Raw genomic sequence first — 23,930 nt, forward strand, 5'->3', positions numbered from 1 at the left:
ACGTCTCTTGGGTAAGCCTCAATTATGCCTCTTGGGAAGTTGTGTCTCCTGGAGACCTTCCAAGTGCACCCAGAAGCATCGCTGCCAATTGGCTAGCAACGAATAGCACGAGCCATTTTAGGCGGCCTTCGGTGAAACCGTAGGAGTGTAGACCAACTCCCATCAGATTAACGCCGAACCAAGACCAAGCTGTGACCACGTTTCCAAAAACGGCCAGCACGGCCAGGCTGCGGTGAGCCAGCATGCCGCCCCAGCGAGCGTGCAACACAAGGGCGTTCCAGAGGACGATGATTAGGGCACCGTTTTCTTTTGGGTCCCAACCCCAGAAGCGCCCCCAGGAATCGTCGGCCCAGAGGCCACCCAGGACGGTCCCCACGAAGCTGAAAAAGAGAGCGAAGCAGATTGTGCCGTACATCATGCGGATGAGTTGTTTCCGGTTTTCGGCGTCCAGCCGATTCAGCACTAGTGCCATGAAAACATAAACCAGGCCCATCATGCCGGCTAAGATGGTTGTCGCGTAACCGAGCGTGATGCAGACCACGTGGGTGGCTAGCCAGAACTGGGTATCCAGAACGGCTTGCAAGACCATGTAGGTATCGCCGTCGCCGGCCAGGTTGTACGCGATGAACAGGGTGGGAAACCCGACCACTGCCGCCAACAGATTTCCTAGCCCACGACGGTAGACATGCTCGTAGACCAACGCAAAAAGGACGGCGGCCCAGCCGATAAACACGGCTGAAGAATAAAGATTTGTCACCGGGGGACGACCAGAAATATAGATGCGAGCTCCCAGGGCATAAGTATGCAGCAAGAACGTGAACCACAACAGCCAATTCGCACTGCGGTTGAGAATTGCCGTCCAGCCGAGCCAGGAACAGGCCGAGAGGACGAAGCACACCAGATACAGGGCCATGGCAAGTACAAAAGGATTAAACTGGTTGATGTAGGCCTCATAGTCGATGCGATTTAGGTCAAGAATCTCTGCGGTCTTTCGGGAGAGTGCATCGGGATTATCATTAAGCTTGGCGGCGAATTCTGTATCAGCAGCGGACCGCTCAGCAACCAGCTCTTGATAGGAGGCAACCGACGAATTGAACTTTTCCAAATCGCCGGAGCGGTAGGCGTCAAGAACGGCGCGCAGGGAGGGGATCGCTTCATTCACAGGCTTTCCTGAAATGCTGTCCACAATGAAATTCGCCTCGGCCGCAAGCATGATCTGCCAGGGTTCTTCAGGTGTGGCGGGGGGGATAGCGCGGGGGCTTTTGGGGTCGAGAGCTTGGATTTCTTGGCCAAGCCTGGAAAGATCCGCCATCAAATTCTCTCGAGAATCCGTACGCACGGCGGGTGATGCAAAGGAATTTTGCAAAGTTCGATAAAGGACAAGCTTTCTCGCCAAATCCAAGAATTTCTGCTGGACAAATGTACGCTGAGCCTCCGGGACCTCCATTGCCAACTTCCACTGTTTCATGGTTTCTTCATTTTCCTCTGCCAATTCCGCGATGCTGTATCGAAAACCATCGCGAGGTTCGAGATTTAGCGTTTGCAACACATCGAGATTCTCAATGCGAATGATGCGGTAGTCCTGAGCGGCGCGGGTATTGGCAATTACATCAAGCAACCAGCGGATAGCAGGGACCTTCGGGCTTTGATCCACTTCCCCCTTGCCGGAGAGCACTGTCAGCATATTGCGAGCCATCGTATCGTACGGTTGGATACGCCCCTCGTAGGCCAACGGCAATTTGCCAAATTCGTATATCTGCATTTCCGTGGGCGGAAGCTGGTGGGGACGCGCCCGTCCGGCTACCCAACCTACAAAGAGGAGCAGTACCAACGCAGGAATCCAGACCTGCGGAGAACGCCAATCGGAAAGTACTTCCATTGGTGATTGGCGTGCTGCCAACACTGCAGCGTTTGTCTTGCGATTGGCAAAGCGAGTGAAGGTCAGACCAAAATGGTACAACATCCCGGCCGCGACCAGCATGCAAGCGACGTAGGGGATCATCCATCCGGTGTTGGAAACCACTTGCAAGACGGTGCCACGTTCGGTTTCCTTATCCCAGTCGGCCTGATAGAGCGTGTCACCACCATAGCGGAGGGGATTATTCATCCAGATTTTCGCCTCGCGATCGACGTGATTGGCGGGGTCCGTCAGACGAACTTCCGAGGAAAAGTTTTTGGGGGTCTCCGTTCCGACATACCGGTCGAAGCGGAAATCCAAGAGTTCCACTGAATACGGTTTCATCATCCGCTTAAACTGCATTTGCATTTCGTACGGCTTACCATCAATTTCAAGACTCTCAGTCATGGCTGCCGATGAGGGCAAGGCCCACGTAAGATAGGTGCCTAGAGGCTCATGGTCCTGTTTGGTAAGTAATTCTAAGTACGCGGCCGGCAGATCGACCGCTTGCTCGGTCGAGGCACCAGTACTCTTGGGACGCTGCTCGACTATCCGCATGGTTCCCCATCCCTCGGTTGCGCGGGTCGTTTCACCAGGCTGTGCAAGTCGTGTTACCGCGTTGGGTAGAAATTCGGTCACGCGAATGGCAAAGGGGAGGGCAGGGTGCTCGATTATTTCGCCCGAGTCAGCAGCCGCCCGTAACATCGACACGGGGACCACGGTCACTTTGTCTTTCTCTGGACCTGATTTGTCGACGATGGCTAACTCGGCACTGCGAATGTCTTCTGCGTAGTTGACGGTTTGCCCCTCGGCAATTTGCATGCGGGCTTCCTCAGCAGTGAGGCCTGTGTGCAATTCACTAAACATCAACAGACCAACCCCGCCGTGCAGAAGCACGATCCCAGCACGCTGCCCAAAGACAAGCCGGCAGCCGGCCAAGAGTACCAGTCCAGCTGCTGCGCCCTTGATAAGTTGCCAAAGGATTCGCAGTCCTGAAGGGTCAAGCTGTGCTTCTGGATGGATGAACAACCAGAGCGTCACAGCGACTAGTACGGTGCAAGTCGCCGCCCCAAGCCACCACAACCAGGAGGAACCTGTTTTGGCGCGATTGGGGAAATTCAAGGCAAGTCGATAGGCAAACAATAAGGTAGAGGCCCCCAAAGCTGCCCTCAGGGCATGCCATAGACCATTGCAAAACTGAGGGGAGAGTTCACTTCGGACATTATCACCTAATCCGCTTTGCACAGCCGCGTAGGTTAACAGTATGCCCACGACAATCAGACCGCTTCCAAATCTTAGTTGATTGCCCGAGCCACTAACTTTGAATCGTGTGAGATGGGCAGCCAGCAGGTTAGCCCCCAAGAGGGCCCCTAAGGTCCACCCACCAGGAAACGGAAAAACGCCGGCGATGTCCCAAGAACGCGGGAAAAATATTTGCACATCAATCCAGGCAACCAATGTGCGGAAATAGCGATGGACGACAAACCAAATATCGTGGTCGATTTGCGCTAGCGTACCGGCAAGGATGAGGAAAATACTCAGAGCAAAGAGAACCACGGTCAGGCGCAGCGAGGCAAACCCAGCGATTATTTCTGCAAAGAGGCTTATTTTGCGGGCCGTTTGCGATGTTGTTATGTGGGGGGGAATGGTTTCTCGATAATCTTGGATTTCAGTAGTTGCCACAACAGTATCCGGAGTAAAGCTGACTTAATAGCCTCCGCCGGAAGGCGGGGGTTAAATGGCGGGCAAAACCCCACCTTCAGGTGGAGGCTACCTCTATGGAGTTCGCCCTCTAGCATACCGCTCTAAGATGGGCGACGTAACGGCTATTCAAAGTGAACTGAGGCAAGAAACTCTTCGAATCTGTCCTGCTGCTCGTCTACAATTTCCGAATTGCCAACGATCTTAAAGAACCAGACCTTTTCGCCATGTTCGACCATTGCAACCAGCATGGTAGCCTGGGGATTGGTCTCTGCAGGACTCTCGAGGCGAATAAAGCTCCCCTCATTACCATCGATTTCGGTCTTCTCGATGTATTCTTCGAGGTTCGTCTCGGGAGGCAAGCCTACTTGAGAGGCCCAGCGTTGGGCATTGGCCAGTACGTCCGTAATCTGAGGGCCTGCCGAGGTAGGGAGCGGGATCACCGTGACTTCGGCTTGTTTGTCACCTGTGCCGATGTTGAAAGCTGCCTTCCGCATCATGGAGGTCTTGCCAGGCTGCCAGCCCTCAGGCGTCTCAAAAGTGAACCCCGCATTGGCGGATGGGGGAGCCACGGCCTGAGCGGATTTGGGAGGGGCCGCTTTCTTAGCTCCTCCTGTCATCCCAGCGTGTGGATTCATCGTAGGAGTCTGCTTGAGGATGCCTGAGAGCTCGACAACGGTAGCCTGACCGGTGGCCGTTTCTATTTTGCTAGTCTGTTCGAGGATAGCCTGCTTGGATAGCTCACCCTGACTCAATTGTCCGAGCCAGCGATTCACATTGAGGGCGACATACTCGTCCCAGGGACCAGAAAGAGGCAACGAGGAAATGGCGATTTCTAGATCCTCCTTCTCATCGGGGACCACGATGGTAGCAAGACGCATTTGGGAGGGTCCTTTTTCGGACCATCCATCGGGAACTTGCCAAGCAAGTGGACTCTCTGCCGAATCTCCTTTTTCGACGGTCTTGAGAAACCTATTGAACTCGTCGCGATGCCGAGCAACTGCTTCAGCGGGTCCAGCCAACTTGAAAAACCAGACTGTCTTGTCCACCGGTAACATGGCTGCCAAGGTATGGTCGAGTTGACTGGCAACTTCCTCTTTGTTGAACGGAGGACGCGGAGCAGATGTTCGCTCTGTGGTGTAGGTGCTGATTTCTTCATTTGGCTGACAGGCTACACATGCCAAAAACAAAAAGAAGAGAACTGAGCATCGGGCGAGGGCAGTAAACATATGAGAGTACACTGGAGGGAAGCTGAGAGGTTTAAGAACAACCTCCAGCTTGACGGATTGGCTCGATCTCTGCAAGAACGCAGCCACACATATGCGAAGCGGCATTGAAGAAATGGGCCGAGAAGCAACGCGGATCTAATTCCTAAGAACTACACAGCAATGAGAGACATTCTGAAACTCTAGTGTGATAGATTCGGACCTGACCTCTCTGCGAAAATCCGCAGAATCAGCGTTTTTCCGCGTTACATTTCTTATGTCTGGTTAGTTCAGGCCGAACATTCCCAAGAGTGCTTCGAGCATCGAGCTATTGAGGCTGTAGGTCTCGTCCCAACTCCAGATGTTGCGAACCATGTCGAGCATCATGATGCCAGCTAAGATGAGTAAGATAGCCGGAGCCATCAATAACAGGATGTTTCCTAAGGTGTATTGACCCTCGGCAGCCGGAACTGCCACTGGGCCCGCATAGGCCCCCATGCCAATATCACCAACTGGGGCGTCACCAAAGTCTTCGGACAACACGACCCCTTCATCAGCTTCTTCAGAAAATGCATCGGCATCCAACCCCCCCGCCTCTTCCTCAAAAGCACCTAGATCGGCGTCCAGGGCGATGACTTGCGAACTACTGTCACCATCATCAGCCCCTCCCTCGCTCAAAGGAGTAAGCTGAAAATCATCATCGGTCTGGAGGTCGCCAGATTCCCCAGCGAGGCTCGATAGGTTTGATTCTCCTCCTAGTAACGAGATCTCAGGGTCGGAACCTTCCAGCGATAACGAGCTTAGAATTGCCGAGCCTCCCACGTCCAAGGGGATGTCATCGAGCGCAAGTCCACTATCCGAGGGGGACACGAGATTGATTCCGCTATCGCCACTGTCGAGGGTCAAATCACTTCCCCCTGAGTCGGCTAGTATCAGGTCGTCATCCGTCGCCAAATCCAGTTCCGCATCTGATCCTTCATCGCTCTGTAGTGAGACTCCGGACAGTTCTTCCAAGGGTACGTCAGTCGAACCCATGTTTGCATCATCTTCGGCTTCCTCGTCGTCGAGTTTTAGGTCGCTCTCGCCTTCTTTTTCGACCAGCGACTTTTTCGACTTACTTGACTCATCAGAAAGATCGCTCGGATCGAGAGCGAGGCTCGACTCGGCGGCAAGATCAATTTCTAGTTCCTCAAGATCTTCAAACTTGCGTTTGGCACTCGAAAGATCCTCACTGTCGTCATCAAGCACACCCGATCCGGATATTTTCGAAGAGTGTATATCTGACGCCTCGCTGGGGGCAGAGAGCTTGGTGTCGTCGTCATCCGTCACATCATCAGCCAATTCTAATTCAAGATCAGCATCCTCTAACTCAAGTTCCTTACGGCCGATGATTGTACTCAAAGAACCACTCACAGATTCACCCAACTCCTCCTCACTGAGCAGGATTGAGTCCGAGGCATCATGCGAGCGATCTGGATCCTCCAATTCAATTGAGCTGGATTCCGCGGTTACGGTATCATCTGGATCGACCAGTTCGAGTTCGCTACTGGCCGAAAGCGTGTCTGTATCTTCCAAGGGAAGCGAAATCGCGGATTCATCTGGCTCAGACTTCGAATCGACTTCATCATCCTCATCAGCTAAACCAAGTTCGAGATCATCGACCTCACTTAGGTCCTCAAGAGGTTCGGCTGCAACCAGTTCTTCGGGATCAACGAGCCCAATGTCGCTCGGAGGTGGGACGTCTGGAATTCCATCCTGGGCCATACCTTCAATTTCGTCTCCTCGAAACTTCCAACTCGAGCCGTCTCGATAGGCGCGTAGCATTCCGCTCTCACGGAGCTCGTTGAGTTTCTCCGCAGAAATCCCCAACTTCTCAACTGCTTCGTCAAAATTATAAAACTTCTGTTCCATCGAGACCTCTTGGGCTCCAAGAAAGCTTGGACTCCGTTAGGCTCGGCGCTGTACCCTCCATGTGAGCAAACGAGCTAAATAGTAAAAGTTTCTTCCTTAGTTATTTCCTCTGTATCGAATTCTTGATATCTGCCGGTGAAGGGGCTCCACTATTGAACTCCAGCATCTGCAAATCGGCGCTCATGTCACGAACGCTTTTCAATTGAATTTCTCCTGTTTCACGACTGATGTCGTAAACTCCCATCACCCGCGCCGCGGGATCAATAACGATGACCCTCAGGGGTCGACCGTCAACATCCTGTACGTGGGTGATAAGTCCATCGCCCGCCATCCCGGTTGGCATAATCGGTGCCGCATTGGCTGGCTGCCAATTCCACAGCAACGCCAAAGCGAACCAACCCAATCCAACCGACGCGACTCCGACGCCAATCCTTTGCCACATTGCACGACCTCCTGTTCAAATCGCCCCCAGCGGGGCTCGGTTTGGGGAGCAACTCCTACTATTCATTCTAAAAGCCACACCCCCAGGTTCAAGGAAATTTCGCCCCATCCTATTATGCTGCCTGAATTTACTCAAACTGAGATTCGCTCAAAACCGAATAACCGCTAGAACTGCCGGATAGAAAGCATGCGGATTGCGTTCCGGGGATGGTTTGCTAGTCTAGGCTCCATGGCCTCTGAAAACAGTAAAAAACGCTTGGAATTCGCCGTCGAGATCGCTCGTCAGGCTGGAAAGTTCACTTTGCAACACTTTCGCAGCCGCGATCTGGCAGTTGAACGCAAGGGAGATGGGTCCCCAGTAACCCTAGCGGACCAGGGTGCCGAAAAGTTGCTCCGAGAGCAAATATCGCTTCGATTTCCCTCCGATGCAATTCTGGGAGAGGAATTTGGCGAAACACCAGGGTCAAGCGGCTACTGCTGGGTGCTCGATCCCATCGACGGAACGAAGGCATTTATCAGCGGTGTGCCGCTCTTTACGACGCTTGTGGCAGTGATGCATGACGATCTTCCGATGGCGGGAGTGATCTATGCTCCGGCTGTCGATGAGATGGTCTATGCCTCGAAGGGGAACGGCAGTTGGCACACTGTTGAGGGCGGCACTCCTGAGCGCTGCCAAGTGTCTCAGGTGGCAAAACTGGAGGAAGCTGTTTACTTGACGACCTCCGTTCGTTCCTACACGAAAGATCGTAAATCGGACGGCAGAGGGGTGTTCGATGCCCTGGCCGCCGCCTGCCGTGTGACACGCACTTGGGGCGACGCGTTTGGCTATATGCTCGTAGCCACAGGGAGGGCGGAGATCATGATCGACCCGGTGATGAACCTGTGGGACGCTGCTGCGTTGCAGCCCATAATCGAAGAGGCGGGGGGCAAGTTCTTCGATTGGCAAGGGAAGGCAAGCGTGCATAGTGGTGAGGCGGTTGCGACCAACGCTGCCCTGGCAGAGGCCGTGCAGGAAATGCTAGCAAAGTAGTGGCCGTATGCTCACACATTCGCTAGTGGGCAACGTGCATCGCAGTTTAAGCCTCGTCTATTCTTCTCTTCAACTTTTGAAAGATACAGTCAGTCGAAGCTTATCCGCATCTCATTTGTCAAGAAGCAGAATATGCGTCTTTGGCAACGACTTCGCAGGTCGCAGAGGTCCAGATTTCGACGTCTGGCAAACGGCCTATGGCACATCTGCGGTTGGTGATGCGGACGGTGACGGCGACTCCGATGGAAGCGATTTCTTGATCTGGCAGCGGGAATTCGGTTCAGGAATTCCTCTTATTAGCTCACAAATTGCGGTTCCAGAACCTAGAAGCACACTGTTACTGGCTATGGCAGGAGTGAGCCTAGCCATTCTGTGGAGTAGGGATTGTACTCGGGGCTCAAACTGGCCCTAACTTCTGTCCACAACAGCGGTTGCATCGGTTGCGGGGATCGGTATACTGAGCGGTTTACCCAAAATCAACTTAGACCACTGTTTTTCAGTATACGAAGGACCAGAACGATGGCCCGACAATGTGAAGTTTGCGGCAAAGGCCCACAAATCGGCAACTCGGTAACGATCCGCGGTAAGCGAAAGTATCTCGGCGGCGTCGGTACGAAGATCACGGGAATTACGCGCCGACAATTCAAACCGAATCTCCAGAAGGTTCGTATAAGCACCCCAAACGGCACTCACAAGTCGATTTTGGCTTGCACGCAGTGCATTCGATCCGGATCGGTCACCAAGATCGTTCGCCAGGCCCCGTTCAAGGTCCCTGATGCACCGGCTGTCTCTTAGGCCGTTCTGTAGTGAGTATCTGAACCGACTACTTTTCTTGCGAGAGAAGGGCGATGGCAATCACTCGCACTGATGTTGAAAAAGTGTCGCTCCTGGCACGCCTGCAATTGAGCGACGCCGAGCTAGATCGACTTACAACGGAACTCGCCCAAATAGTGGAGTACGTCGATCACCTCAGTGAAGTCCCTACTGAAGGGGTCGAGCCGATGGCTCACGCGGTTGAGGTACACAATGTCTTCGTGGCTGATGAAGTAGAGGCGAGCCTGCCTCGTGAGAAGGCATTGGCAAACGCACCTCGTCACAACGACCGAGCATTCCTGGTGCCCCCCGTGCTAGGTTAGACTAAATGCCCTCGCTTTCGCCACTTATTGAAAATTCTGCGACTGAACAGCTCAAGCAACTTGAGCAGGGCGACATCACTGCGGCTGAGCTGACCCAGGCATATCTTGATGCGATCACCGCACGAGACTCTAAGGTCGGAGCCTATCTTCGCGAAGAAGGCGAACGTGCACTTGGGCAAGCAGCTTCAGTGGACGAGCGGCGCAGCAAGGGGGAATCACTGGGAAAGCTGGCTGGGCTTCCTGTCGCCGTCAAAGACGTACTCTGCGATAAGTCGACGTTGACGACCTGTGCCTCCAAGATGCTGGAGAATTTTCGGCCTCCTTACGACTCAACCGTCGTGGAGCGGCTCAAGGCGGCCGATGCCGTGCTAATTGGGCGAACCAACATGGACGAATTTGCCATGGGGGGATCGACGGAAAATTCTGCATTTCAGATTACTCGCAACCCCTGGGACCTGGAAAGGTCACCGGGAGGCTCAAGCGGCGGAGCAGCGGCCTGCGTTGCGGCGGGAATGGCTCCCTTGTCTATTGGTACTGACACGGGGGGGTCGATTCGACAGCCAGCGGGGCTTTGTGGCGTTGTGGGGCTCAAACCGACCTATGGGCGAGTGAGTCGCTATGGTTTAGTGGCTTTCGCCAGCAGCCTGGATCAAGTGGGACCACTCTCTCGAACGACGCAGGATGCCGCCCTACTTTTAGAAACCATCGCGGGGCATGATCCACGCGATTCGACATCGCTCGATCAACCGGTACCCGAGTATTCAAAAACCATTTCTGAGCCGCTCAAGGGATTGCGAATTGGTTTGGTAAAGGAACATTTTGCGGAAGGCTTGGACCGCGAGGTTGAGTCCGCGGTCCGCGAAGCCTTTCGGATTTACGAATCGCTTGGAGCTACTGTAAAGGAAGTCTCTTTGCCACATAGCAAACATGCCGTGGCTACCTACTATGTGATCGCCCCTTGCGAAGCCTCTAGCAACCTGGCTCGGTACGATGGTGTGCACTACGGCCATCGTACGGACGAAGTTGCGATGCTGGCGGAACTCGCTGCTGAACGTAAGTCATTAGAAGCCGCAAAGGATGAGATCGGTCTCACGCGGCTTGATTCTACACTAGTGCGAATGTATCGAAGATCCCGCAGCGAAGGATTTGGCCCCGAGGTGAAACGCCGCATCATGCTCGGCACCTATGCACTGAGCGCTGGTTACTACGATGCCTATTACCTCAAGGCATTGAAGGTTCGCCGCTTGATTCGCCAAGATTTCGACAACGCATTCGGCGAAGTCGATCTGATCGCCGGCCCGGTGACCGCTCAGACGGCATTCAAACTTGGCGAGATGGTTGAAGACCCGCTCTCAATGTATTTAGTGGACCTGTACACCGTGAGCGCAAATCTAGCGGGAATTCCCGGAATAAGCGTGCCCTGCGGGTTCGACAAAGCAGGCCTGCCGATCGGTCTTCAATTACTGGCTCCACCACTGGAGGAAGAGAGGTTGCTTCGAGGGGCGCATATGTTCGAGCAGGCAACAAATTGGCATCAACGCAGGCCGGAGATGTGATTTTTTGCCCGCGAATCACGCGGATGTTCGCGGATAGGAAATGAATTTGTTGCAGTCACTTTTTGGATTGAGTTCTCGAGAAATATGTCTGAGTTGATTTTGGAAGAAGAGAGCTATGCGATTCTTGGGGCTTGCTTTGAAGTATATAACGAAATTGGTTGTGGTTTTTTAGAAGCAGTCTATCAGGAGTGTCTTGAAATTGAATTCTCTAATCGCGGAATCCCTTATGTATCAAAGCCTGAAGTAAGCATTCGATTTGGAGAACATGTGCTTCAGAAAAAATATGAAGCAGATTTCATATGTTATGATCAGATCATAGTGAAAGTTAAGGCTACCTCGCAACTACTTGACCACAATACTGCGCAAACACTCAACTATCTCCATGCGACCAAGTTACCTCTTGGTCTTCTAGCCAATTTCGGACACCACCCAAAACTGCAATACAAACGCATCGCCCTGACGAAAAAGTCATCTTGAATATCTATCCGCGAACATTCGCGCAATCCGCGGGCCAATTTTTATGGAACCTTACACCACCATTATCGGATTAGAAGTACACGTTCAGCTTGCTACCAAGAGCAAGCTATTCTGTCGGTGTAGCACGCAGTTTGGGGCGGAGCCTAATACACAAACTTGTCCTGTGTGCCTTGGCCTGCCGGGGTCGCTACCGGTGATGAATCGACATGCGTTCGACTTGGCTTTGAAGACTGCGGTGGCGATTAACTGTGAGATCCCCAGCTTCACGAAATGGGATCGCAAGCAGTATTACTATCCCGACTTGCCCAAGGCGTATCAGATTAGCCAGTTCGATTTGCCCATGTCTTCGGCGGGATACTTGGAGATCAGCGACGACAAAAGCGCTTTTGAACCAAAACGTGTGAGGATCACCCGGGCACATTTGGAGGAAGACGCCGGCAAGAGCATTCACGATGAGGCTGCTGGGAAGGCCGATAGCGAGATCGATTTGAACCGCACGGGGACGCCGCTATTGGAAATTGTCTCTGAACCCGACCTGCGGAGTTCCGCCGAGGCAAAGGCCTACTTGCAAGAACTCAAACTATTGCTGACATATATTGGTGTCTCCGATTGCAACATGCAGGAAGGGAGTCTGCGAGTGGATGCCAATGTGAATTTACACATTGACGCGGAGGAAGGAAAAATCGCCACGCCGATTGTTGAAATCAAAAACATGAACAGCTTTCGTGCTGTGGAGCGAGCACTCGACTACGAAGCCCCCCGACAATACCGTGTTTGGCAGGAAACGGGGCAGAAAATCGGCGAGGCACCCAAGCAAACCCGCGGTTGGGATGACGGAGCAGGTATCACTCTCGAACAACGAAGCAAGGAAGAATCGAGCGATTATCGCTATTTTCCTGATCCCGATTTGGTCCCCGTGTTGGTCTCCGAAGAACAAGTCGCGAACGCTCGCAAATCGTTGGGCGAACTCCCTGCCGAACTTCGAACCCGTTATGCCGAGGAAATGGGACTTTCGGCTTACGATGCCGGTGTAATCGTCAACCAGGGTCGTTCAGTGATAGATTATTTTGAGCAAGTTGCCCGGGAAAGCAGCGATGCCAAAAGTGCCTGCAACTGGGTCACCCAAGACATTTTGCGACTACTCAAAGAGCAAGAAAAAGGCATCGAAGAATTCGGTGTCTCTGCTAAAAACCTAGCTGGGATGATTTCAGCAATTAACGATGGAATGCTGCCGAAGCCACGCGCCAAGGACGCCTTTGAGATCATGCTCGAAGAGGGTATCACGGCGGAGCAAGCGATAAAGAAACTAGGAATCGAGCAGGTAGACGAGTCGGCCCTCGTGGAACTTTGCCGCGAACTGTTGGAGAAGAACCCGCGAATAGTTGCTGATGTACAAGGGGGTAAAGTGCAGGCGATTGGTGCCTTGATTGGACAAGCGAAGAAGCTCAATCCCAATGTCGACCCGGCTCGATTCCGTGAGATTTGTTTGGAGTTGGCTCAGCAAGGGTAATCGTCATGCCGCCCCGAGAGTCAATCATTGGCCATCACCTGATTTGGACACTGTATGGACATTGGCTGTCTAACGACTTGCGAGGGAGTGGGTCAAAGAAGATTCGCAAGAAAGAGTTTGAGGAACTTGGCCCCATCTACCTCGGGCGTAGACCGGCACACCTACAACCTTCTCGTGACAAGCTTCGTGAGTTTCACAAGCAAGCGGAACCTCTTCTGCAGTTCAATAGATTTTGGTTGGATGACGCGAAGAGACAAGTCGTTGGAGAGGGGTTTGGAGAAGTCATTGCGAAACAGGGGTATACGGTGTGGGCGGGTGCAGTGCTTTCAAATCATGCCCATCTGGTGATTCGCCGTCACCGCGACGACGCTCTCACGATGTGGCACAAGTTCGGGGACGCCCTTCGCTTGCGTCTTCGCGAGCACCCTGAAATAGGCTTCACCCACCCCGTGTTGTCCGAGCGGCCTTACAAAGTTTTTCTACACAATCCCGAGGAAGTTCGCTCGCGAGTCATCTATGTCGAGCGGAACCCCGAGAAAGAAGGACTTCCGCGGCAGGAATACTCGTTTGTACAGGTGTATAATAATTGGCCCTTTCATAAGCGTTGAGACCGCGAAGACGCAAGCGTGGTACATGATCATCACTCTCACCACTGACTTTGGAGCGAGCAGCCCCTATGTGGCGGCGCTTAAGGGGGTGATTCTCTCGATCAATCCCCAGGTGCAATTAGTCGATATTTCGCACACGATTCCCCCTCAGCAGATTCGCCTTGCAGCTCAGGTTCTGGCAAATACGACGCCGCTGTTTCCGGCGGGCACTATCCATGTAGCGGTTGTGGACCCCGGTGTGGGGACTTCCAGGGACATATTGTACGCCGAATTCGGCGATCAGAGGTATGTTTGCCCGGATAATGGCCTGCTGGATCGGTTGGCGGATCGGCACTTGCCCACTAAGATAATTTGTGTAAACGAAGCACAGTACTTCCGACCTCAGGTCGCACCAACGTTTCATGGCCGCGACATCATGGCACCTGTGGCTGGACACTTGAGCCTCGGATTGGCTCCCGATTTGCTGGGCCCGCGACATGAGACGCTTGTAAATTTGCAGTGGCAAGAGGCAGAGAAAATGGCCAACCGGATTGAAGGAGAAGTGGTTGAGGTCGATTCTTTTGGGAATCTGATTACGAATATCACGCGCGATATGCTCGCCGATGTCCCAACAGACGAAACGGTCGCCATTCGTTGTGACGATCACGAAACCCGCAGTATCTTCCAGACCTACGGCGATCAACCTGCCATGACACTCGTCGCACTCATCGGATCAAACGACAATTTGGAAATCGCCATCGTGGACGAGAGTGCCACCATCATGCTTGGAGTGGGTGTCGGCGCTCCTGTTGAAGTCTCCTGGTAAACCATCCTCCCTCTGAAACAGCCAGGTTTGACTATGTCTTCCCCCAAATTGCTCGCCAAGTGGGATCTTGACCACTATTGGCATGCGTTTACTCAGATGGCGGAGTATGAATCGCTAATCATTGATTCTGCCCAAGGAGTCTGGCTTTACGATGTACATGGCAACCGCTACTTGGATGGCATCAGTAGCATGTGGTGTACGCTCCACGGGCATCGACACCCAGTGATCGACGAAGCAATTCGAAATCAAATCAGCAAAGTAAGTCACGCTACCTCGCTGGGCGTAGCAACTCCGCCGGCCATTGAACTCGCGCGACGGCTTGCCGAGCTAGCTCCCGGCGACCTCAATCATATTTTCTTTGGCAGTGATGGATCTTCTGCTGTCGAAGCTGCGCTGAAGATTGCCTTTCAGTACTGGCAACAATGTGAGCAACCTCGACCTACCAAGACTCGTTATGTGGCCCTCGATGGTGCCTACCATGGCGATACGCTTGGGAGCGCCAGCGTCGGTGGAATCGGCAAGTACACAGCAATCTTTGAGCCACTGTTGTTCGAGGTGCATCGGTTACACGCTCCCGACAGTCGCCTGCTTCCGGAAGGTTCAGGAGCGGAATACTTTCTTCAGCAATTGGAGTCTCTGCTTGAGCAGCATCATCAGGAGATTGCTGCCTTGGTGATTGAACCGCGCATTCAAGCTGCTGCGGGGATGGTCTTCCAACCATTGGGATATCTGCGCGGAGTACGGGAGCTTACCCGGAAGTACAATGTGCTGATGATCGCGGACGAAATCGTTACCGGTTGCGGCCGCACTGGAAATATGTTTGCCTGCGAGTCGGAAGGAGTTGTTCCCGACCTGCTTTGCCTTGGAAAAAACCTCACCGGAGGCTATCTTCCCTTGTCAGCGGCAATTGCCTCAAGTGAAATTTACAAAGCGTTTCTAGGCGACCAGAACAGCGGTCGGGCCTTCTTGCATGGGCATACTTTTGGTGGCAATCCGCTTTCAGCGGCCGCTGCACTGGCGTCTCTCGACGTATTGGCTAGTACCGAGGTTCAATCGCGATTGCGGGCTCAGTGTGACCAACTTGAAGAAATACTCAATGAGTTGAGTGCCATGCAAAATGTAGCTGAGGTCAGGCAATTGGGCATGGTCGGTGCGGTGGACCTTGCCCCGGCGGACTCGCATGGACAATGCTTCCCTCCTGAACTGCGGTTTGGTCATCAGGTCTGTCGGGAGGCACTAAAGCGTGAGGTCTGGATGCGCCCCCTCGGAAACACTTTGGTAATTATGCCGCCGCTGTGTATCACTAAAGACGAACTGGAGTTCTTGGGCCGAGTCGTCCTCGAAAGCATCGAAGCTGCGACGCAGTCGATTGGGCCAGCCGCTTTACAGCCGAAATAAGGTGGAGCCTCAAATCCAGCCCGTTACTAGGTGAGAGTCTATAGCAGCGAGATTCATCAATAAGTCGGCTGTGGCTTTCGAGGGCGGAAGGAGCCTGGGCTATATTGATTGTTAGGAACTTTATATTCACCACGAGATTCCAAAGGAAAGTCCTCAGGGCGAGCAGAGGAGCCCAATGCCACGGTCCGTAGTTCCACTTTCCAGCCCATGAGAGTAAGGAACTCATCGAGCGAGATCGTTTCGATGCCAAGCCGGTCGGCACTCTCATTCATCTTTGCCCAAGCTTGGCGCTGGGCTTCTGAATCTTTCAAGGCACTATCGGGAAACTCGCCTAAGATCAGGTAGCGTGTGTCTACCGTCATCTCGCCGTCAACTCCACCATTTTCGCCAGGTTGTGCATCTACTTTGCCATTGTTGAGGGCAATAATTCGATTGAGTTCTTCTAGGTCACTTTTGTCATCGTCGTTAAAGTCGATCAATCCCGCGATGGCGAAACCAACTTGACGACCGCGATTCCAGACCTGGCTATAAATCTTGTCCCCTTCCATCAATGGTCGCGTCGGAATGTCACTGGTAATGCGAGCCTCTGCCATGTGGGGGCTGAGAATCTTGGTAACTTCAATGCTTCCCTTCGTTTCGGCCTTGAGTGCGTCGCTTTCATCACCACTATAGACCGTAAAGGTTACCTGAGGGCGAAGATGGTCCGCTTCGCCAATGTTAATCCAAACCTTCTGGTCTTTCTGATTCACCCACCGGACCAGCCCATCTGCTGGCTGGGCGAAGGGATCGGGATCAGCTTGATTGCTGCGTAGGATCGTGATATCGCGATCGAGCTTGGCCAGTTGTTCCGTTTGTTTTTTCTCTGCCGACGAGAGTTCACTACGTGCCTTGTCGACTTCCTCACGATGCTGGGCAAGTTGTTCTGCCAATTTATTCTGCTCGGCAACCATGTCCTGGCGTGTTTTTTCGAACTTGGCTCGTTCAGCTGCAGCGTCTTCCTGCATCTTCTTTTCGGTATTCCTGAACTCAGTAAACTGTTTTTCCATCTCAGCCTTGAGGGCTTGCAGTTGTTCATCAAGTTCCTTGACGTTTGATTTTGCTTGCGTCTCACTCAGTGCCAGCTTGTGATTTTCTTGCTGCAAATTCTGCAGGAGCGGGCTGTAAAATCGGACACTTTCATCGAACGTGCTGCCATACTTGGTCATATCTTCCTTAAAGGCTTCTTCGACTGTTTGGAAAGTGTCTTCCTCCTTGAATCCCATCCACTGCTTAAAACTGTTTGCCTCCGATTGAGCGCTACTCGCGGCTGTTCTTTGGCTACTGGCATCTTGGACGGCAGCATCTGCCCGTGCTACTTGCTTCTTCCGCTCGTTATTGATGAGCAGCAGGCCCACAATCATTAGGATCAATAGCAATACCAAGGCAATGACTACGCCTTGCAAAGTTTGGTTGTCTCGAGAAGCCATCGGTAAATCTCTATTCTCTTGATTGCTTGCGAAAGACTGAAGCGAACGAACGCGCCGCGGATATGTCTTCTTAGCGACGCTACTAACTATTGTACGAAGCAAGACAGCCCGAGTGCGAACTAAACGCCCAGATTGCTTCGCTGTGACAAGTAATTCGAAGTCGAATTTGCCCTAACTTAGGTGGACAGGAACAACAAGAATCGCTCTAAGTCGAGCTTAATTAGGGAATTACGTCATGTCAAGAATTGATACATAGGCAGTTTAGGTAATAGCGATTCTCCGTGTTACGAGCCATTCAGCAGGATATCAGCACCTTGGTAACAAGCTGAAAGTAGGCAATACTGGCCCTCGACCGAACATGGCTCAACTGCTCCAAGAGTCACCTGAAATCTCCACATTAGGACGAATCCACGTTCACTAATTGCTGAAATCGACAGAATAAACCATGTCCTCTCGCTCGCGTCAGTCATCATTACCCGGGATGGAATTGTCTGTTGATACAACCGGAGCTGAAGCGTCCAAGGAAGCCGATCCAAAGGGATCCCAGCAGGTCGATACCCTCTCAGACTGGAGTATCTGCGGAATTGACGCCCACTCGCTCATCTTCCAGGTCTTCCATGCGATTCCTGAGATGACTAGCCCTCATGGGGAACCTGTTGCGGCAGTCTACGGATTCATACGCGATGTGTTGCAACTGCTGGAGACTCGCCGGCCAGATGCGATCTTCTGTGCATTCGATCTGCCGGGACCGACTTATCGGCACAAGTTGTATTCGGATTACAAAGCCGACCGAGGTGAAATGCCTGCCGATCTCATCCCGCAGATTCCCAAGATAATCGAAGTACTCGAAGCGTTGGGAATACCGGTTGTAAGTAGTCCTGGGTTCGAGGCGGACGATGTTTTGGCGACTCTTGCCCGGCGATGCAATGAGTTGGAAGCGGATTGCCTCATCGTGACCGGCGACAAGGACTGCCGCCAGTTGATCACTGATCACGTGTCGCTCTTTAATATCCGGAAAGGGGAAATCTACGATGCCGAATCATTACTCGCCGATTGGGGAATCCTTCCCAGCCAGGTGGTAGATTTCCAGGCATTGGTAGGTGACAAGGTCGACAACGTGCCGGGTGTTCCGCTCATTGGCCCCAAAATCGCCAAGGAACTGCTGGCGGAGTACAAAACCCTCGAAAACGTTTTGGACCATGCCAGCGAGGTGGCCGGTGCCAGGCGACAGCAAAATCTCGCTAATCACCGCAGCGACGCGCTGATTTCCCAGGAATTGGCACGGTTGGAAAACCAGGTGCCAGTCGATTTTGATTGGAATGCTGCCCGATATCGTACTGTTGACTATGACCGACTAAATGACCTGTTTCGCCAGTTTGGGTTTCGCACGATGGGTCAAAGGGTGGCGGCACTGGATGGAGGCTCTGCCAACTCCCAAAAGCACGTAAATCCAACTGATTCCGAATACCACCTGGTTGAAACACTTGAGAAACTCGACACCCTTGTTAAGCAACTAAGTGGCGAGTCGCATATCTCAGTGGATACTGAAACCACGGATGTGAATCCTCGAAGCGCTCAAATCGTTGGCTACGCCTTCGCCTGCAAACCTGAGGAAGGATACTACGTTCCGGTGAGGGCTCCAGCTGGCCAACCAGCCCTTGACCCTGGGCTTGTTGCCGACAAGTTGCGGCCGATCCTGGAAGATCCAGCGATTGCCAAGATCGGGCAGAACCTCAAGTACGACTATGTTGTACTCCGACAAGTTGACATCCAGCTAGCCGGCATCGCTTTTGACACGATGATCGCCAGCTTCCTCCTAGACTCGGGAGAGCGGAGCCATGGGCTTGATGGCTTGGCACTTCGGCACCTCGGGCACGAGACAATCAAGATCGATTCGCTGATCGGCAAAGGGAAAAACCAAAAGCGGATGGACGAAATACCCGTGGATGCAGTGGCTCCCTACGCCGCTGAAGATGCTGAAATCCCGCTCCGACTGAAACCCCTTTTGGAAGAAGGATTGGCTAGCCAAGGATTGGAGGAATTGAACGATTCAGTGGAGATACCACTCATTGCAATTCTAGGTGATATGGAATACGAGGGGATATCGGTTGATACGGATCGCTTGGCTGAATTGAGCAAAGACTACCGTTCACGACTCGACAAGCTGACCATCGAAATCGAAGAAATGGCGGGGCACCCCATCAACATTGCCTCACCGAAGCAATTGTCCGAGTTGCTGTTTCAAGAGTTGAGACTTCCAATCATCAAGAAAACAAAGACCGGAGCTAGTACCGATGCAGGTGTGCTCGAGGAGCTAGCTCCATTGCATCCATTGCCGGCGAAGATTGTTGAGCACCGTCAGTATGCCAAGCTGCTCAACACCTACATTGACGCCCTGCCAACAATGGTTCATCCCGATACCGGTCGCGTCCATGCTTCATTCAGCCAGACAGTCGCCTCCACGGGGCGGCTCAGTTCCAGCAACCCGAATCTGCAAAACATCCCCATTCGAACGGCAGCGGGAAGGGAAATTCGTTCCGCGTTCCGTGCCGGCCCGGCTGGCTGGAAACTACTGGCTGCCGACTATTCTCAAGTTGAATTGCGGGTACTGGCTCATTTCTCTGAAGATGAGACGCTCTGCGCCGCCTTCGCCAACAACGAGGACATACATACTCTGGTGGCTAGTCAGGTAGAGGATGTGGCGCTCGAGGCAGTGACCGCGGATATGCGGCGACGTGCCAAGGCTGTGAATTTTGGCATTATCTACGGGCAAAGTCCCTTCGGATTGGCTAAATCGCTGGGGATCTCCCAAGACGAAGCTGCCGAGTTTATCGAAACGTATTTCGCCCGCTATCCGGGTGTACTGCGTTTCATGATGCACACGCTCAGTTTGTGTCGGGAGCAAGGATATGTTTCGACCTTGCTTGGCCGGCGGCGGTCAATTCAAGGAGTGCGGCCTGTCCCGAAGGGGCTACGCGAAGAAAAATCGGGGGCACTGCGTCAACTGAACCTTGCCGAACGCACCGCGGTCAATACGGTGATTCAAGGCTCCGCTGCGGATTTGATCAAGCTGGCAATGATCGGGGTTGAGCGCAGCCTGCGCAAATCGAGGCTCACTGCCACGATGCTCTTGCAAATCCATGACGAACTGTTGTTTGAAGTGCCGCCCACTGAGGTGGATGACTTGGCACGGCTAGTAGTGGCTGAGATGAGTGGCGTTATGCCACTGAGAGTGCCACTGCAAGTTGATGTCAAGTTCGGCGACAACTGGGCTGAGTGCGAATCGTGGGAGGAAGGCTAGTTTATCGGATGGAAGTTGACAGTCTGGCAGAATAAAACTTTATGCATGTAATCGGCCTAATCGGTGGGATCGCCAGCGGCAAGTCGGCTGTTGCCAAGGAGTTGGCTTCACTCGGAGCCGTCGTACTTGATGCTGACGCTACAGCCCACGAGGTCCTCGATCGACCAAGAGTCCAAAAGGCCCTTGTGAACCGCTGGGGGAAAGAAATCCTCGATGCAGACAGCAGGATTGACCGCTCCGCAGTGGCAGATCGAGTCTTCTCAAAGACAAACGAGGGCCGCGAGGACCTTGACTTCCTCGAGGATCAACTTCATCCAGTAATCCGTGAAGAGTTCGAGGCTGAAATTTCTCGATTGGCGCAAACCTCGACGCCAGCAGTAGTTATAGACGCTCCTTTGTTGCTCGAAGCGGGTTGGAGGGAGCTTTGCAATGTGCTGCTGTTTGTTGATAGTCCGCTTGCGGAGAGGCGGTCCAGAGCCGAAAACCTGCGTAATTGGAGTGCGCAAGAATTTGCGGCGAGGGAAGCCGCACAATTGCCGATAGAAGAAAAGCGGCGCCACGCCACCCATGTGATCGCCAATGACGGCTCACTGGAGAGTCTTATTACACGAGTACACCAGTTCTGGCAGACCGTGTCGTAGATGTAACTCTCTGAGAGGTCTTAACTAAGAATTAATATCGAGCACGCCTTCCCCTGGCATCGATTCTGTGTATATTAAAACCACTGGCCCTGAGATTTCCTCACAGCCAGCCCGCCCGACGCATTTCCCGCGTCATTAAAAATTCCAATTTCGCTTTCCGTTTTTATTGTTTTTCTGTAATAATGAGGTTGGCTCCTTGAGAGCTTCTCCTCGTTATGCTCCGTTAGAATTCCCCCCGCCGGCGCTGTTCGCGCGCCACACTCTCTCACTTTTCAGGAGATTTTTACTATGTCTGAATCATCCAACTACGGCACAAGGTCTGGACGAAGTTCGTCCTACAATCGCCGACGCCGACCCTACGACAACAGTAGTGACAGCCACATCGATGGCGACGCTTTGGCGCAACTAGAGCGAGAAGAGCCACTCTCGATCGCTGAAGAACTGGACAAGGCAGCCGAGCGTGTTCGCCGTGTCGGCAAATCCATCGAGCGAACCGACACGCCCGACCCCAATATGCACATCGCTGCCTTGCAAAAGATGCAGATGCCGGAGTTGATTGAGGTTGCCGAGGCCGAAGGGGTTGAAGAAGCAGCCGGTCTGAAAAAGCAAGACCTGATTTTCCGCATCCTCAAACAGCGGGTAAAACTCGACGGGATGATGTCCGGAGAAGGAACGCTAGAAATCCTTCCTGATGGATTCGGTTTCTTACGTAGCCCTGACTACCACTATCTCTCCTGCCCAGACGACATCTATGTATCGCCGAGTCAGATTCGCCGGTTTGGTTTGCATACGGGTGCAACCGTGGCGGGGACTATTCGTCCTCCCAAGGAGAACGAACGATATTTTGCTTTATTGAGAATTGAGTCCGTCAACGGTGCCGATCCTAATCTGCTCTCTCGCAAGGTGTATTTTGACAATCTGACCCCCGAGCATCCCGACTCACGGATCGTTATGGAGTCGACTCCCGACGAAATCGCGATGCGGGTGGTCGATATGATCGTGCCAATCGGCTTCGGCCAACGCGGATTGATCGTCAGCCCCCCACGGGCTGGTAAAACTATACTCATGCAGAAAATGGCCAAGAGTGTATTGGTCAATTATCCCGACGCCTATGTTGTGATGCTGCTCATCGATGAGCGGCCTGAAGAAGTTACTGACATGGAACGTGAGGTGAAGGGCCCCAACTGCGAAGTGATTAGCTCCACGTTTGACGAACCGGCGGCTCGGCACATTCAGGTGGCCGAGATGGTCATCGAAAAGGCCAAGCGAATGGTGGAATACGGCCGCGACGTGGTTGTCTTCCTCGATTCGATCACCCGCTTGGCACGGGCTTGGAACTCGGAGTGTCCAAGTTCCGGCAAGATTCTTTCAGGAGGTATCGACGCCAACGCGATGCAGCGTCCAAAACGGTTCTTTGGCTCGGCCCGTAAAGTGCAAGAGGGTGGGTCGCTGACGATCATTGCCACGGCACTTGTTGATACTGGCAGTCGCATGGACGAAGTCATCTTTGAGGAGTTCAAAGGGACTGGCAACCAGGAAATCGTGCTCGATCGCCAATTGGTCGACAAACGGATCTGGCCCGCCATCGACATCAATCGCAGCGGTACCCGTCGCGAAGAAATGCTCATGGATCCCGAAGAACATCGTCGCGTGTGCATGTTGCGGCGCGTGCTGAACGAAATGAGCCCCACCGATGCCATGGACCTGCTGACGACACGCCTTCGCAAAACCAAGTCGAATGCCGAGTTCTTGATGAGTATCAAGGAGTAGGACGTCCTCGCCTATCGGTGCAATTTCACCCATGGAAAAACCTCCATTAGACGGTTCAGAGCGTTTTGCAATTGTCGTGGCTGAGTGGAATCGCTCGATCACGGCAAAACTGCTCGAAGGTGCGCTGAGTACCCTCTCAGCCGCAGGGGTGGCTGATGCCCAGATCGATGTTGCGTGGGTACCCGGGGCTTGGGAGATCCCGCTGGTCGCACAGCGGTTCGCCCAATGCCAGAAATACGCGTCGGTGATTAGCCTGGGTGCGGTCATTCGAGGCGAGACGTCGCACGATCAGCACATCAATCGTGCGGTGAGTCTTTCCCTGCAGCAGATTGCCTTGGCGTGTGATCTGCCGATGATTTTTGGGCTTCTGACCTGCGAAACGATGGAGCAGGCAATCCATCGTTCTGGGGGCAACGTGGGCAATAAAGGAGCCGAGTGTGCCGAGGCTGCCTTGCGGATGGTCGCATTGCTCAAGAACTCCCCACCGAAGTAGAATGCCCCAGCGGCTGTTCGAAGAATAGTGACGCAATTTATTTAACCCCCCGAATGTCTTCCCATGGCAAATCGTAGTCGAGCTCGCGAAGTTGCGCTGCAAGCGCTGTTTCAGGAAGATCTCAATCCGAGAGAATCTCGCGATCAGGTTATGCCTCTGCTGGAAAACCGTTTGAAGGAACCGGAGCTACGCGAATTTGCTATCTCGCTCGTACTCGGGGTTTTGCGAAATCGAGAAGAACTGGATGCGTTGATTGCCGCTAAAGCAGACAATTGGAGTGTCTCGCGGATGGCCGCGACGGATCGCAATGTGATTCGCTTGGGTGCCTTTGAAATTCGCTACACGGACACTCCGCCTAGGGTAGCCATCGACGAAGCGGTCGAACTGGCGAAACGCTTTGGGTCTGCTAACTCTTCTCAGTTTGTGAACGGAATTCTTGACAAGTTGATCGAAAGGAAAGAGAGCGAAAGTGACGAATTACCCAAGCACGAATGAATGACAAAGTCCGAATAACGATTGCCCTATAGCATTTCGTCCTTCAGGCTTCGACATTCTCTCGTCATTCCGTCATTCGTCATTCGTAC

The 23,930-nt window shown here is 53.1% G+C and carries 19 protein-coding genes; 14 read left to right on the top strand and 5 right to left on the bottom strand.

Annotated features, from left to right (window positions below; translation table 11 throughout):
* Positions 1 to 22: 22 nt before the first annotated feature.
* From ccsA to Pr1d_RS14250, 4 genes are all read right to left on the bottom strand, one after another.
* Positions 23 to 3,580: a cytochrome c biogenesis protein gene (gene ccsA, locus Pr1d_RS14235; RefSeq protein WP_148074157.1), complete on the bottom strand. Its 3,558-nt coding sequence runs from the start codon at positions 3,578 to 3,580 to the stop codon at positions 23 to 25.
* A gap of 143 nt (positions 3,581 to 3,723) precedes the next feature.
* Entirely contained in the window at positions 3,724 to 4,827 is a 1,104-nt protein-coding gene (locus Pr1d_RS14240) for a hypothetical protein (protein WP_148074158.1), read from the bottom strand.
* Positions 4,828 to 5,088: 261 nt separating this feature from the next.
* On the bottom strand, positions 5,089 to 6,714 hold the full coding sequence (locus Pr1d_RS14245) for a helix-turn-helix domain-containing protein (RefSeq protein WP_148074159.1): 1,626 nt from the start codon (positions 6,712 to 6,714) through the stop codon (positions 5,089 to 5,091).
* 100 nt (positions 6,715 to 6,814) lie between these two features.
* Positions 6,815 to 7,156 (bottom strand): hypothetical protein, encoded by a 342-nt coding sequence (locus Pr1d_RS14250; protein WP_148074160.1) that lies wholly within the window; start codon positions 7,154 to 7,156, stop codon positions 6,815 to 6,817.
* A gap of 186 nt (positions 7,157 to 7,342) precedes the next feature.
* On the opposite strand from Pr1d_RS14250, the gene hisN reads away from it, so the two are divergent.
* The 9 genes from hisN (at position 7,343) to bioA (ending at position 15,675) form a co-directional block, all read left to right on the top strand.
* A complete protein-coding gene (gene hisN, locus Pr1d_RS14255; protein ID WP_238476503.1) occupies positions 7,343 to 8,185 on the top strand; it encodes a histidinol-phosphatase in 843 nt (280 codons plus the stop codon).
* A 519-nt stretch (positions 8,186 to 8,704) separates the two neighbouring features.
* Positions 8,705 to 8,980, top strand: a complete 276-nt coding sequence (gene rpmB / locus Pr1d_RS14260) for a 50S ribosomal protein L28 (RefSeq protein WP_148074161.1) — start codon at positions 8,705 to 8,707, stop codon at positions 8,978 to 8,980.
* A gap of 53 nt (positions 8,981 to 9,033) precedes the next feature.
* The gene (gene gatC / locus Pr1d_RS14265) at positions 9,034 to 9,321 is read left to right on the top strand and encodes an Asp-tRNA(Asn)/Glu-tRNA(Gln) amidotransferase subunit GatC (RefSeq protein WP_148074162.1); all 288 of its coding nucleotides are present in this window, start codon (positions 9,034 to 9,036) and stop codon (positions 9,319 to 9,321) included.
* 5 nt (positions 9,322 to 9,326) lie between these two features.
* Entirely contained in the window at positions 9,327 to 10,877 is a 1,551-nt protein-coding gene (gatA, locus tag Pr1d_RS14270) for an Asp-tRNA(Asn)/Glu-tRNA(Gln) amidotransferase subunit GatA (RefSeq protein WP_148074163.1), read from the top strand.
* 84 nt (positions 10,878 to 10,961) lie between these two features.
* A complete protein-coding gene (locus Pr1d_RS14275; protein WP_148074164.1) occupies positions 10,962 to 11,354 on the top strand; it encodes a GxxExxY protein in 393 nt (130 codons plus the stop codon).
* A 43-nt stretch (positions 11,355 to 11,397) separates the two neighbouring features.
* Positions 11,398 to 12,864, top strand: a complete 1,467-nt coding sequence (gene gatB, locus Pr1d_RS14280; protein ID WP_148074165.1) for an Asp-tRNA(Asn)/Glu-tRNA(Gln) amidotransferase subunit GatB — start codon at positions 11,398 to 11,400, stop codon at positions 12,862 to 12,864.
* Positions 12,865 to 12,869: 5 nt separating this feature from the next.
* On the top strand, positions 12,870 to 13,472 hold the full coding sequence (locus Pr1d_RS14285) for a hypothetical protein (RefSeq protein WP_148074166.1): 603 nt from the start codon (positions 12,870 to 12,872) through the stop codon (positions 13,470 to 13,472).
* A 25-nt stretch (positions 13,473 to 13,497) separates the two neighbouring features.
* A complete protein-coding gene (locus Pr1d_RS14290) occupies positions 13,498 to 14,277 on the top strand; it encodes an SAM hydrolase/SAM-dependent halogenase family protein (protein WP_168205232.1) in 780 nt (259 codons plus the stop codon).
* 33 nt (positions 14,278 to 14,310) lie between these two features.
* Entirely contained in the window at positions 14,311 to 15,675 is a 1,365-nt protein-coding gene (bioA, locus tag Pr1d_RS14295; protein ID WP_148074168.1) for an adenosylmethionine--8-amino-7-oxononanoate transaminase, read from the top strand.
* A gap of 56 nt (positions 15,676 to 15,731) precedes the next feature.
* On the opposite strand, the gene Pr1d_RS14300 is transcribed toward bioA, so the two are convergent.
* A complete protein-coding gene (locus Pr1d_RS14300) occupies positions 15,732 to 17,141 on the bottom strand; it encodes a hypothetical protein (RefSeq protein ID WP_148074169.1) in 1,410 nt (469 codons plus the stop codon).
* A 445-nt stretch (positions 17,142 to 17,586) separates the two neighbouring features.
* Between Pr1d_RS14300 and polA the strand changes: the two genes are divergently transcribed.
* The 5 genes from polA (at position 17,587) to nusB (ending at position 23,841) form a co-directional block, all read left to right on the top strand.
* Entirely contained in the window at positions 17,587 to 20,442 is a 2,856-nt protein-coding gene (gene polA, locus Pr1d_RS14305) for a DNA polymerase I (protein WP_238476504.1), read from the top strand.
* Between the two features lie 41 nt (positions 20,443 to 20,483).
* On the top strand, positions 20,484 to 21,083 hold the full coding sequence (gene coaE / locus Pr1d_RS14310; protein WP_148074170.1) for a dephospho-CoA kinase: 600 nt from the start codon (positions 20,484 to 20,486) through the stop codon (positions 21,081 to 21,083).
* Positions 21,084 to 21,371: 288 nt separating this feature from the next.
* Positions 21,372 to 22,853, top strand: a complete 1,482-nt coding sequence (gene rho, locus Pr1d_RS14315) for a transcription termination factor Rho (RefSeq protein WP_148074171.1) — start codon at positions 21,372 to 21,374, stop codon at positions 22,851 to 22,853.
* A gap of 31 nt (positions 22,854 to 22,884) precedes the next feature.
* Positions 22,885 to 23,346: a 6,7-dimethyl-8-ribityllumazine synthase gene (ribH, locus tag Pr1d_RS14320; RefSeq protein ID WP_148074172.1), complete on the top strand. Its 462-nt coding sequence runs from the start codon at positions 22,885 to 22,887 to the stop codon at positions 23,344 to 23,346.
* A gap of 63 nt (positions 23,347 to 23,409) precedes the next feature.
* Positions 23,410 to 23,841: a transcription antitermination factor NusB gene (gene nusB, locus Pr1d_RS14325; RefSeq protein ID WP_148074173.1), complete on the top strand. Its 432-nt coding sequence runs from the start codon at positions 23,410 to 23,412 to the stop codon at positions 23,839 to 23,841.
* Positions 23,842 to 23,930: the final 89 nt, after the last annotated feature.

This window comes from Bythopirellula goksoeyrii, assembly GCF_008065115.1.
GTDB lineage: Bacteria > Planctomycetota > Planctomycetia > Pirellulales > Lacipirellulaceae > Bythopirellula > Bythopirellula goksoeyrii.